Genomic DNA, 12574 nt, shown 5'->3' on the forward strand with positions numbered 1-12574 from the left:
TTATCTGAACGCGAACTGTTCGGCCTGAGTGGTTAGCCTGAGTGGTTATTCTCGCGCCTTGGTGGCAACGGCTGGTATGTGGTGAACATCCACCCCTCGGAAGTTAGTCGCGGTTTTCTGATCCGTCCTTCCCATAAATACATTTCTTTTCAAGCAATGCCCGCCAAGCCGCTCTGACGGGATAGTCCAAGGTCTCATCTTTCAGTCGTTCCGCTGCGAGCTGCTTCAACAAGTCGATGGCGATAAAATTCTCAAGCTCTTCGAGGTTTTTCGGCAATCGATAGCTCTGGCCTTTGTGGCTATCGAACGACCCCTTCAGCATGGCTTCCACGAAACTATCCAGAGTTGGGTCCGTTTTCTGAATTGCCTCAAACACAAGTTTGCTGTGTTCTGGCTTTAGTCGCGTCAGGACCCACAGCACAAGGTCAGGCGTGGACTTGGCAAACAGATCACCGTTGTGTGCTGTGTTCTTCACATTGTTGGCGAAGGCTTCCAAGGCTGGCTCACGTTTCTCGGCCGGCACTTTGAGGTAATCCAATTTATCGCGGTCATCAGAAATGAAATTCATGATGGCAATCCTTGATGCCACCGACAAAGCCTTCTCGTCGCTCAAAATTCGTACCGTCAGATCCAAGGCGACCGGTTCAGGTAAGCGCTTGAACAGTTGCCCAATCGCTTGCACTGCTGCCCCTTCGGCTTTGATAAAGATCACTTCGTCGCGATCCCTCGCCCTACGTACGAATACCTCTCCTTCAATAAGCTGAGCAATGGCTATCGCTAGATTTTCTGCATCAATGGATACATCACTACCCAGGCTCTCTGCCATATTGCCCAGTTGGGCAACGAAATCAATGCAGTTATCCGGCTGAAGCGACGCGGCAATCTCGGCGCGCTTGGCAGGATGGAGGAGATACTGCCTTACACGTACTAGACTGAGATCATCCGGTCGTGCACTAAGGTGCAAGGCGATAAGCAAGCGGTCAGGGGCTGCTAAATGCCCTTCGCCAAACTCAACTCGACCGAAGGTGAAAACATCATCTACCTTGGCAGTCAGCGGAAATAGCCAGTGAACCACATCCCGAACAGCTTTTGCATGCGCATAGCTGTCTATAGCTAGATCACGTTCTGCCGCATGGTGTTCAACTACTTCTTTGACGTCGCGGAACTCCGTTCGAGATCCTGGCCGTCTTCCGACAAACGCCTGTGGCATCCGGCTGATTAGGTCGAAGACAGAGGGGGCCTTTATCATCAGGATTGCCAAACCAAGGATATCAGCCAGATGGATTTCGCCACGCAAGCCCGGCTCGATTGAGCAAACGACGTCGAACAATCGAACAACATCCCGCGGCTGCTCAATCAGCTCGCTCAATCCATGATGGAACAAAGACCCAAGGCGTTCCTCTCCGCCTTTGAAATGTTGCGCGAGAGCGTCCTTTGCCAGCCTTCCCAGTGCCTTGTTTATGAGTACAACACGTTGAGGGAATGACAGTGGGGGCACATGCAACCTTACCTGTACCACTTTGTCGAGGTAAGTTGCAGCAAAAGGCACATTCAATTTGTCCAATGCGGCACTGACGTACTTTTCATCCCAGGCCAGTACATAGCCTACGTTCGGTAAATTTCCTACCGCCTTGATGATGCGAACCATCTCATAGGCTTCGGCTGGATACAGACGATCAAGGTCGTCAAGCAGAACGACAATGCGCTGAGGAAACTTGCGCAGGGCGTTTTCCAACGCAACCTTCCTCGCTTCAATGTCGGGAGTCTTGTAATCAAAGACCGCCTCGCTGGCATTACTAACAGACTCCACCACCGATTTGAAGATGCTGGCCCACGGTTCTGCTCCGGGAATTAACTTCAGGATGTCGAACGCCTTTGAATAAGTCTTGAGCTCTTTGGCGACTCGCTTTCCCTCTTTTGCGTGATCGGTCAATTTGACGGCTTTGGCAATACTCGCCAAGAACTGTCGCAACAAGGCATCGCGGTCACCGATTAGCCATGGATTGAAGTGAACAACTACCGCCCGTTGTTGTGCGGGTTCTGCATCCAACAACTCTTCAAGCATTGCTAGCAACGACGTCTTTCCACTTCCCCAAGCACCCTCAAGGGACACTACAAGCCCCGCCTCGGGAGAAATACACCTCAAAACATCAGTGACTCGGGCGGCAAAACCTCCTCGATCCAACAGATCGGCAGCGAGTGCCCCTTCCGGCCGAAGAGGCCGGTCCAGGCGGAGGTCTGCAACATTGTCTTCTTGTGTCATAGCATTGGCCTCATTACATGTTGGTGAGCCTAGCCCAATCAAGCATTGTGGCTATGAAATGGATCGACTGTTCGATTCTGCCAGGTTGTAATTCTGCTGTTCTTTTTTATCTTCCTTTGAATGGCAACTTTCCAACTGCATAGCAGTCCTGATTGGCCAGGAATATAAACGACCGCAAAGGCCGAAGTAGGTTGAATTGTTCATCCGGCAGCTTTAGAAGCGGACCGGTCATGCCGATGATGGCGAAGCATGAACACCGAAGGTCAGCAGTTGGCCGAACGCCGCCAGATCGCACGCTGTCCGGGGCGTCGTTGATCGGTGCCCAGGCACGATGATCTCCGGCAGTCGCCTCGGGTGAGATCGCACGAATCTCCTGCGGCCATTCTGAAAAAGCATATCCGGCGTTCGCTTATTTCCTTCAAGCAATAGCGTCGTTCGTCCGAAGAGCCCGTTCGCCTAGATTGGTGCTGTGAAAACAGCAGGAGCGCAGCATGTCCGCACTGATCGTTGGTGGCGACCGGGTCGCCAGTTACCGGGACTTTCTCGCCGAGCATGGCTTCAGCCCGGTTCGTCACTGGAAGGGGCGCAATTACAGCGAATGCCACCGCAGCATTCCGCGCGATACCCGCGTGGTCGTGGTCATGGTCGACCAGGTCAACCACGGTCTGGCCCGAAAAGTCCGGCAGGCGGCCGACGAGATGTCGGTGCCGATCGTCTTCAGCCGGCGCAGCATCGGTCAGCTCAGTTCGGCGCTGGCGGCGGTGAGCGGTTCTGATCGGCGTCATATAACGATCTAAGTTTTTATTCGTTTTGCCTCCTGTCAGCGGGGAATAAATTGGTGGCTACAGACAGCGGTCAAGCCGACCGCCAGCTTTGAAGCCGATCCCGGCGCGATGCGAATCGCGCCGCCCCAACAGCGATGCGAAAGGAATCAAGATGTCCGAAGCCGTTCTCGACCAGCCGTCTTTCTCCGTGCCCGCCGCCATTTTCGGCGAGGACGGTTTTGCCAGCGTTGCTTCGCCGGCGCTGGAGCAGGCCCGCCAGCAGGCGGTGGCCGATCAGTTGCCGTACGCCGGCAGCGTTTCCCCTCAGGTGGCCTGGGCGCTGTTCTCGCGTGGCGAGGCCGTGATTGTCGATGTGCGTACCGCCGAGGAGCGCAAGTTCGTCGGCCATGTGCCGGAAACCAAGCATGTGGCCTGGATGACCGGCCTGTCGTTGTCGCGCAATCCGCGTTTCGTCAAGGAACTGGAAGCCAAGGCCGGCAAGGACGAGGTGATCCTGCTGCTCTGCCGCAGCGGCAAGCGTTCGGCGGCGGCGGCGGAGGCCGCGACGAAGGCGGGGTTCAAACAGGTTTTCAACATCCTCGAAGGTTTCGAGGGCGATCTCGACGAACAGCAGCGGCGCGGCGCCTTCAATGGCTGGCGCAATGCCGGTCTGCCGTGGATTCAGGATTGATTCAATTTCATCAAGGGGAAACGCATGTCGAAAATTTTTGCAGACAACTCGCAGTCGATTGGCGGCACGCCGCTGATCAAGCTCAACCGTGTTGTCGATGGTGCCAAGGCCACTGTCCTGGCCAAGATCGAGGGGCGCAATCCGGCCTATTCGGTGAAGTGCCGGATCGGTGCGGCACTGATCAACGACGCGGAAAAGCGCGGTCTGCTCGGGCCGGGCAAGGAACTGGTCGAGCCGACTTCCGGCAACACCGGCATTGCGCTGGCCTTCGTGGCCGCCGCCAAGGGCATCCCGCTGACGCTGACCATGCCGGAAACGATGAGCCTGGAGCGGCGCAAGCTGCTCACCGCCTTCGGCGCCAAGCTGGTGCTGACCGAGGGCGCCAAGGGCATGGGCGGCGCGATCGCCAAGGCCGAGGAAATTGCCGCCTCCGATAGCAAGTATGTCCTGCTGCAGCAGTTCAAGAACCCGGCCAACCCGGCGATCCATGAAGCAACGACGGGGCCGGAAATCTGGAACGATACCGACGGCGCCATCGACATTCTGGTTTCCGGTGTCGGCACCGGCGGCACGATCACCGGTGTGTCGCGCTACATCAAGGGCACCAAGGGCAAGGCGATCCAGTCGGTGGCCGTCGAACCGACCGCCAGCCCGGTGCTGACGCAGGCGCGCGCCGGCGAGCCGATCAAACCCGGGCCGCACAAGATCCAGGGCATCGGCGCCGGTTTCGTGCCGGCCGTGCTTGACCTGTCGCTGGTCGATAGCGTTGAACAGGTGTCGAACGAGGATGCGGTCGATTACGCGCGTCGCCTGGCCAGGGAGGAGGGCATCATTTCCGGCATCTCCAGTGGTGCAGCCGTCGCCGCCGCCGTGCGTCTGGCGCAGAAGCCGGAGAACGCGGGCAAGACCATTGTCGTCGTGCTGCCCGATTCCGGCGAACGCTATCTGAGTTCCATCCTGTTCGAAGGCCTGTTCAACGAGGCCGGGTTGCCGGCATGAGCCAGGTCCTCAGCCAGGCTTCCCCCGCCTACGAGCAACTCGGCGGCTGGGGCGTCAAGGAGATCGTCGCCGAGCTGCACGCGGCGCGGGTGCGCTGGCGCAAGGCGCAGCAGCGGACCCGCGAGTTCGCGGTGCGCGAGTTCCCGTCGCGCGAGGCGCTCAAGGAAATCGCCGAAGCCTTGTGCGGCGTGCTTTTCCCGATGCGTCTCGGTCCTTCCGACCTGCATCAGGAGGGCGAGGATTTCTACGTCGGGCATACGCTGGACAGCGCGCTCAACGCGCTGTTTCACCAGGTCCAGCTTGAGCTTGGTTACAACCGCCGCCTCAACTGCGAGGAGAAGGAGGGCGTCGAGGCGCATGCTGCCGAGATCGTCAAGGCCTTCGCCCAGCGTTTGCCTGAAGTGCGCCGGCTGCTCGATACCGATGTCGAGGCCGCCTATCTCGGCGATCCCGCAGCGCGCAGCGTCGATGAGGTGCTGTTGTGCTATCCCGGCGTGCTGGCGGTGATTCATTACCGGCTGGCGCATACGCTCTATGGGCTCGGCGTGCCGCTGATTGCGCGGATACTGTCTGAGATCGCCCATTCCACCACGGGCATCGACATCCACCCGGGTGCCCGGATCGACGAGGGTTTCTTCATCGACCACGGGACCGGCGTGGTGATCGGCGAGACGACGGTGATCGGCAAGCGCGTCCGCCTCTATCAGGCGGTGACGCTCGGCGCCAAGCGCTTCACGCAGGACGAAAGCGGGGCGCTGGAGAAGGGCGCGCCGCGTCATCCCATCCTCGAGGATGAAGTGGTGGTGTACGCCGGGGCAACGATACTCGGGCGCATCACCATCGGCCAGGGATCGAGCATCGGCGGCAACGTCTGGCTGACGCGCAGCGTACCGCCCGGCAGTCAGGTCACGCAGGCCGGTCTGCAGCACGAGCCGGCCAATCTCGGGAAGGTCGCGGCATGACCGAACTGATCGCGCATTTCGGCCTGACCGTGCGCAGCTTCCGCGAGCGTCACGGCTGGTCGCAGGAGTTGCTGGCCGAGAAGGCCGACCTCAACCGTTCCTATCTCGGCGAAGTCGAGCGCGGGTGCGTCATGCCCTCGCTGGAAACGGCGGCCAAGCTGGCCAGTGCGCTCGGTGTTCCGCTTTCCGAACTGCTGGCCTTTTGCGAGCAGCGTGCCGCCTGATCCCCTGATTGATGGCTATAGCATGTTGAAGGGCAGGGGGCCGGCTTACGACAATGTTTATCCGATTTTCTTATAAGTATTTTCACTTTTCCTTGCAGGAGATCCACTGATGGCTCAAATTCCCGAACCGACCGCCCTTGGCGATGCCGCCGCACGGCAGCTAGCCAATGCCACCAAGACGACGGCGCAGCTGTCGACGATCACCCCGCGCTGGCTGGTGCATCTGCTGCAGTGGCTGCCGGTTGAAGCTGGTATCTATCGCCTGAACACCGTCAAGAACCCGCGCGACGTGCGTGTTGCGTGCTCGCAGCGCGACGAGTCGGAGCTGCCGCAGACCTATGTCGATTACGACGAAGCGCCGCGCGAGTATTTCCTGAACGCGGTGACCACCATCCTCGACGTCCATACCCGCGTCTCCGACCTCTATTCCAGCCCGCACGACCAGATCAAGGAACAACTGCGCCTGACGATCGAGACGATCAAGGAGCGTCAGGAATCCGAGCTGATCAACAACCCGGATTACGGCCTGCTGGCCAACGTGGCCGACGACCAGATCATCTCGACGCTGACCGGCGCGCCGACCCCGGACGACCTCGATGAGCTGCTGACCAAGGTGTGGAAGGAACCGGCCTTTTTCCTGACCCACCCGCTGGCGATTGCCGCCTTCGGCCGCGAATGCACCCGCCGCGGCGTGCCGCCGCCGACCGTTTCGCTGTTTGGCGCCCAGTTCCTGACCTGGCGCGGCATTCCGCTGATCCCGTCGGACAAGGTGCCGGTTGACGGCGGCAAGACCAAGATCCTGCTGCTGCGCGTCGGCGAGAAGCGCCAGGGCGTCGTCGGGTTGTTCCAGCCGGGGCTGGCCGGCGAGCAGTCGCCGGGCCTGTCGGTGCGCTTCATGGGCATCAACCGCAACGCCATCGCGTCCTATCTGATTTCGCTGTATTGCTCGCTGGCCGTGCTGGTTCCGGATGCACTGGCTGTCCTCGATGACGTGGAGATCGGCAAGTACCATGACTATCCCGACACCTACAAGTAAGGGCATCGAAGGCTTGTCCGGCGCGCCCGCGCCGGCGCATTTGTCAGCAATCCCCGATGAAGCCACGCTTGGACGGCTGGCCTCGGAATTTTTCCGCGCCTTGCCGGGGGCCGCATTGCCGTCTTTCGATCTGCCAACCTCGCTCGCTGCCGGCAGCACGCCAGCGCCGGAGCCCAGTCTGATCCAGTCCGGTCCGAGCGTGGCACCGGTGCCGGTGGCGCCGGACCCGGTCGATCCGGTCGGTGGCGGCGGTGGCGAACTCGGCGTGCCGGAAGCCTACGCGGCAGCCTTGCCGCCGCAGCCACCGAGCAGCTTCACCGACAGCCTGCCGATTTCCGTGCCGGGCTCGCCGTACTATTTCCTCGGCGAAGCCAGTCCCTATCAGCAGGCGGCCGCGCCCAAGGTGCCGGAGAACCGCGTTGTCGCTCAGCCATTCGGTTTGCCGGGTGACGGCGAACTGCATGCCTTGCTCGCCCAGATCGCCGGGGAGCGGAAAGCGGAGGGTTTCCACGGTCGACCGCAGAATTCAGGGAATTTCTATTTCCTGGATGCGGCGCAGACGCCGGAGATTGCGTCCAGCGGCAGGCCGCCTTTCGACGTCAACGCCATCCGCCGCGACTTCCCGATTCTGCAGGAGCGGGTGAACGGCAAGCCGCTGGTCTGGTTCGACAACGCCGCGACGACGCAGAAGCCGCAGTCGGTGATCGACCGTCTCGCCTATTTCTACGCCCACGAGAATTCCAATATTCACCGGGCGGCGCATGAACTGGCGGCACGGGCGACCGATGCCTACGAGGCGGCGCGCAACAAGGTACAGCGCTTCCTCGGCGCCGGTTCCAGCGACGAGATCATCTTCGTGCGCGGTGCGACGGAAGCCATCAACCTGGTCGCCAAGACCTGGGGCGCGCAGAACATCGGCGAGGGCGACGAAATCGTGGTTTCGCTGCTCGAACACCACGCCAACATCGTGCCCTGGCAGCAACTGGCGGCGCAGGTCGGCGCGAAGATCAAGGTCATTCCGGTCGACGACAGCGGGCAACTGCGCCTGGACGAGTTCCAGAAGCTGCTCGGGCCGAAGGTCAAGCTGGTTTCCGTGACCCAGGTCTCGAACGCGCTGGGCACGGTGACGCCGATCAAGCAGGTCATCGACATGGCCCACGCGGCTGGCGCCAAGGTGCTGGTCGATGGCGCGCAGTCGGTATCGCACCTGCGGGTGAACGTGCAGGCGCTCGACGCGGACTTTTTCGTGTTCTCCGGCCACAAGATCTTCGGGCCGACCGGCATCGGCGTGGTTTATGGGAAGAAGGCGATCCTCGAGCAGATGCCGCCCTGGCAGGGCGGCGGCAACATGATCGCTGACGTGACCTTCGAGAAGACGCTGTTCCAGCCGGCGCCGAACAAGTTCGAGGCAGGCACCGGCAACATCGCCGATGCCGTCGGGCTGGGCGCGGCGCTCGATTACGTCGAGCGCATCGGCCTGGAGAACATCGCCCGCTACGAGCACGATCTGCTGGTCTATGCGATGCGCGGGCTGTCGGCAATTCCCGGCGTGCGCCTGATCGGCACGGCGGCGGACAAGGCCAGCGTGGCGTCCTTTGTGCTCGCCGGTTACTCGACCGAGGAAGTCGGCCGGGCGCTGAACGAGGAGGGCATCGCGGTACGCTCCGGCCACCACTGCGCCCAACCGATCCTGCGTCGTTTCGGGGTCAAAACCACGGTAAGGCCCTCATTGGCGTTCTACAACACCTGTGAGGAAATTGACCGGATGTTGTCGGTAATCAAGAGGCTCGCCAGGTAAATCGAGCCGATCCGCTCGACGAAGAGGATCTCTTCCTTTACAGGTCAAGCCGGCCACCCCGCAGGGCGGGGTGGCCGTGAGTTAAGCCGGGAGGCCCGGCAATAGCGTTATGACCTTGAAGATTCCCTCCGTCGTGGAATAGAAGAATCCGAAACCGGCACAGCCGGATTCACTGGAAATCCCGAAGAATGATCCCTCGGGTTGTGTCGCATGAGGCCTCCGCCAGGAAGCCTACGATTAGCGACCCCACCGCCAAGCGGGGTTGCCATTTTGCTTGCTGTCAGGGTGCCACCCCTGACCACTTCACCTTGCGTTGTGTCACCCCCATGGCTCGGCACCAGATTGACCCGGTGCTTCGTTGCTGAGGGGGTTCGCTTATACACTCTCGGGATTTTCGGCATCGTTGGTGCCGTACCGATGGGTGCCATCCCATCGATCCTCCGAGTGCATTTTGCACCACTTAGACGATTTCTTGCGTTCATGCAGATCGCTGCCGACTCACAACAGACGTTCAGATTCCGGGCTGGTTACCGTGTTTCAGGCGGGCGAACCGGGATAAGCCCCTGCCTTACTTCCAAATCCGAAGGATCGTCTGTTGCTTCCATCGTGTTCCAGGCACTGCGGGCCCTAAACAGCACTTGCACTTTCCAGATAGCACCGCAAAGGGCGCATTTACAGGTTTAAGCTATCAACGCGGCTTGCGGCTTCCTGGGCGCTACCCCAGGGCACCAACACGCTCGCCCGATGGGTCTGGAACACTTGTTCCATCCCGCCGAGGCCTGCCTCACGGCAGGCGATAACGCAGCCATCCTGTCTGGCATCGGTTATGCGGCTTTCCCGCATCCCCGAGCGAGGACTTGCACCTCGTTTTCATATCGTCAGGAGCATCCAGGCATTTCCGCCTGGCGTCCGTTTCGTGTTCGCACCGGTTGCCGGGCAGATGCCCGGCGTTCATGGGATAAAGCGGCGGGGTTACCCTGGCATTGCCAGGTTTAGTCCGCCACCTCCCCCTCGCACCGTACAAGCTCCATTACGAGCATACGGCGCCACACAACTCGCTCCCTGGCGGGGAGCTACCGGCACAGCCGGCATGAAGTGAGAACAACAAGGGCGTTGGCGCGCCCCGTTGTCCAGCAAGCTGGATGGTGTTGGCGCACCAAGGCCGCACAGTTTTCTGTCCGAACTGTTCTGTCCTGATCGGTATAGCTCAGGAATGCCCAATTTGAACATCGGGGAATGCCCCTTTTTTTCTCCCAGTTCATTATTGAGTTGCTGTTCGTTCTAATTCAATTGAAATTCCGGGGCATTCCAGTGACAGGGCATTCCTTGAGAGGAGGTTCCAGAGTTGCACTTCACGCCCAATCACATCTCATCCGCAGCCAGGCTTCCCTTGCGTTGGTAACGTTTCGCGATCCCCGCCTGTTGAGCTGCGGCGAGAAGGGTTTTCCAGCTTTCCCCGAGTTCCAGATAGCGAGGCCGCAAGCTGAGCCAAGGCTCCGTCCCGCCGCGACGCGTTTCTTCGGCAAGTGCCGGCAGGGCTTGGCTCAAACGCTGGATGGCATCGATGCAGCATCCGAACTCGTCAGCGGCCTCAGGAGAACTTTGTAGCGCCTGGCGAATGCGCTCAACCTGTTTCAGTCGCTTGTCGCGGCTGTCTGGGTTTTCGTTTGCCGTCAGAAACGCCAGGATGGCTGCGTGTTCCGCGTCAGTGATGAGCTTGCCGGGGCGCAAGGTCAGCCCCCTTGGAAATTCGAGGGGGTCGGAGCACAAGTCCAATGTGCCAACCGTCATGGTCCTGCTGCGTTTTCTCGAGGGGTCGTAAACGTGCCGAACAAGCTGGGCGCATTTTCTCCCGGGGCGGACTTTGAAACACAGATTCGGCATGGCGGTCTCCTTCGCTCAAAGTCTCGTATAAGACAAAAACGCCGCGTTCGACATCAAAGCAGGCTCGGCGTCCGAAAGAAGACGGTATGCGGTTCGATCCTGCCGGTATGCGGATACAAGCCGTCCCCCGGCGGGCGACGGACGGCTTGGCGTTGCCTGGGAATCGGATCGATCCGCCTTGTCGATACTGGGGCCGCGTGGGCGCTCAGTTGCCCGACCGCCTACTGGCGTTTATTGACGGTAGGCAGTCACGGAGGCGTGGGAAAGAAATCCTGGATCGCGCCCCATGCCTCTCTCGGGGAGTTTCTGACCGCCAGGGCGTGATAGGGCAACTCAATCAGATCGGGGTCGATCTTGGGAACGGCGCCTTGCGGGAAACCTTCGATGATTCTGCAGGCTTCCGGGTCGTCGCCCAGCGAGTGATGGAGGCGGCAAATCAGCGGCCGCTGAGTATAGACAGCGCAGGCATGATTTGCATCCAGAAAGGGGCAGGGCTGTCCAACGTAGGCTGCCGCCTCGTACATCACGGTGTCTCGCGGACGGTAGGGCAATCGTTTTGGTGAACGGCCGCTCGCAAGGCCAAGCGCTTCAGCTTCATGAGCGTAGATGAAGGTCGGCATATGACAGCAGTGGGCGCAGCCCTGACGGCAGATGGCGACTTCTCCGATGCTGCGAACCAATTCTTCGGTGAGCTCGAGGATTTTGCGTCGCTTCGATTTGAAACTGCTGTTCTCGGTGGCGATGCTGGCAACGCGGTGAAGGAGGTCTGTCTCCTCAAGTTCGGGGTGGGCTGACAGCAATTTTTCCCGGCGAGGCGAGGAGCCGAGTTCAAGTAGCTGACGTACTGCGCTGGGTAAGTCATCTGGGGGAAGTTGCGGAAACATGGGGTTGTGCTCCAGGGAAGTGGTTTCCCGCCCACGCGACGCCAATCGGGTGGGCGGCCAATGCAGGCGTTGGCGTACCGATGGAGCATCGGCGAACCTTGCGGTTCCACCTGCACGGCCGCCCGTTGGGACGTGCCGCACCAACGACTATTGGCGTGGGTCTGCCACGCCAAATCGTTGTGCTCCATATCAGGACGCCAATCCTGGCTACCTTTGTTTGGGTAGCCGGAGGACTGTAGTGGCTGGGGGCCTGGGAGGTCAAGCGGCAACTCCCTGACGGATTTCTGCTTCGAGCTTCTATACTTTGATTTGTGGAGCTGTGGCGATGACAGATCTCTTTCGGCGGCCGGTAAATCAGACGGCTTTCATGCAGCACCTGCAGCGTCTTGTCTCGACCGGGCACGTCTATTGGTGTGCAGATGTGATCCCACAAGAGCGCTTGCCCGCGTTCGCTGAGAAGTGGTCGTCATTTGGTCTGGCCGCAGATATCCCTGCTCGTGCGTACCGTAAGCGCAGTGGCAAGGCCAGCGTGCATCTTTGTCTGGCCCCGATGTCTTTCGACGATCAGGATAAGGTGCTCTGGTGGATGCTTTCTACCGAGGGGGCGCAGGGCCTCGGAAACTCTGATCGAGTGCCCGGGCGGGTAAAGGACTGCCGGTTGGCTGAGGCACGTATCGTTTTCGGGCACTACGAACTGTTGCAACTGCCTAGATCGGCTACCGCGGAAAAGGGCGGCCCCGTCAGTTGGACATGGCGCCTGTCGGCAAGCCGTTATCGAGAGTGGGAGGCGCTCCTGGTTGAGCGGATCAAAGCCCGGGATACTGCCGGACTGAAAGAAGCAGCAGGATACCTTGTGGCCATGCCGATGTTTGCTGGCGTGCGCGAGCAAGTGAAGCGCTTGTTCGACGAGCGCGACAAAGTGGCGGGGAAATTCAAGCTCCGGTTACCCGCTGCCCCAAAGTTGCCCTCAATGAGAATGATCAAGTTATGGGAATAGCTTGGTCTGCCAGGGCGGAACACCCTGAATTTCTCGGGAGGGATCGGTCAAGGCATCTCGATACATTCGCCA

11 protein-coding genes are annotated in these 12574 nt (G+C 60.1%); 8 read left to right on the forward strand and 3 right to left on the reverse strand.

The features are described from left to right. Positions 1-103: 103 nt before the first annotated feature. Positions 104-2263, reverse strand: a complete 2160-nt coding sequence (locus AC0KWY_RS00550) for a KAP family P-loop NTPase fold protein (protein ID WP_474027711.1) — start codon at positions 2261-2263, stop codon at positions 104-106. 491 nt (positions 2264-2754) lie between these two features. Between AC0KWY_RS00550 and AC0KWY_RS00555 the strand changes: the two genes are divergently transcribed. The 7 genes from AC0KWY_RS00555 to AC0KWY_RS00585 all read left to right on the forward strand — a co-directional run bounded on the left by AC0KWY_RS00555 (position 2755) and on the right by AC0KWY_RS00585 (position 8737). Continuing rightward, the gene (locus AC0KWY_RS00555) at positions 2755-3060 is read left to right on the forward strand and encodes a DUF2325 domain-containing protein (protein ID WP_474027712.1); all 306 of its coding nucleotides are present in this window, start codon (positions 2755-2757) and stop codon (positions 3058-3060) included. Between the two features lie 139 nt (positions 3061-3199). Beyond that, entirely contained in the window at positions 3200-3718 is a 519-nt protein-coding gene (locus tag AC0KWY_RS00560) for a rhodanese-like domain-containing protein (protein ID WP_474027713.1), read from the forward strand. 24 nt (positions 3719-3742) lie between these two features. Next, positions 3743-4717: a cysteine synthase A gene (cysK, locus tag AC0KWY_RS00565; RefSeq protein ID WP_474027714.1), complete on the forward strand. Its 975-nt coding sequence runs from the start codon at positions 3743-3745 to the stop codon at positions 4715-4717. After that, positions 4714-5679: a serine O-acetyltransferase EpsC gene (gene epsC, locus AC0KWY_RS00570; protein ID WP_474027715.1), complete on the forward strand. Its 966-nt coding sequence runs from the start codon at positions 4714-4716 to the stop codon at positions 5677-5679. Before cysK ends, epsC begins: the two co-directional genes overlap by 4 nt. Continuing rightward, positions 5676-5903, forward strand: a complete 228-nt coding sequence (locus tag AC0KWY_RS00575; protein WP_474027716.1) for a helix-turn-helix domain-containing protein — start codon at positions 5676-5678, stop codon at positions 5901-5903. Before epsC ends, AC0KWY_RS00575 begins: the two co-directional genes overlap by 4 nt. 109 nt (positions 5904-6012) lie before the next feature. Further along, complete coding sequence (locus tag AC0KWY_RS00580) at positions 6013-6939, forward strand: family 2A encapsulin nanocompartment shell protein (protein WP_474027717.1); 927 nt, start codon at positions 6013-6015, stop codon at positions 6937-6939. Beyond that, positions 6914-8737 (forward strand): family 2A encapsulin nanocompartment cargo protein cysteine desulfurase, encoded by a 1824-nt coding sequence (locus tag AC0KWY_RS00585; RefSeq protein ID WP_474027718.1) that lies wholly within the window; start codon positions 6914-6916, stop codon positions 8735-8737. Before AC0KWY_RS00580 ends, AC0KWY_RS00585 begins: the two co-directional genes overlap by 26 nt. 1362 nt (positions 8738-10099) lie before the next feature. On the opposite strand, the gene AC0KWY_RS00590 is transcribed toward AC0KWY_RS00585, so the two are convergent. Further along, positions 10100-10468: a hypothetical protein gene (locus AC0KWY_RS00590; RefSeq protein WP_474027719.1), complete on the reverse strand. Its 369-nt coding sequence runs from the start codon at positions 10466-10468 to the stop codon at positions 10100-10102. A gap of 401 nt (positions 10469-10869) precedes the next feature. Further along, on the reverse strand, positions 10870-11505 hold the full coding sequence (locus tag AC0KWY_RS00595; protein WP_474027720.1) for a YkgJ family cysteine cluster protein: 636 nt from the start codon (positions 11503-11505) through the stop codon (positions 10870-10872). A gap of 325 nt (positions 11506-11830) precedes the next feature. Between AC0KWY_RS00595 and AC0KWY_RS00600 the strand changes: the two genes are divergently transcribed. Then, entirely contained in the window at positions 11831-12502 is a 672-nt protein-coding gene (locus AC0KWY_RS00600; RefSeq protein ID WP_474027721.1) for a hypothetical protein, read from the forward strand. The last annotated feature ends 72 nt before the right edge of the window (positions 12503-12574 follow it).

Source organism: Azonexus sp. MM2026_4 (assembly GCF_055901855.1).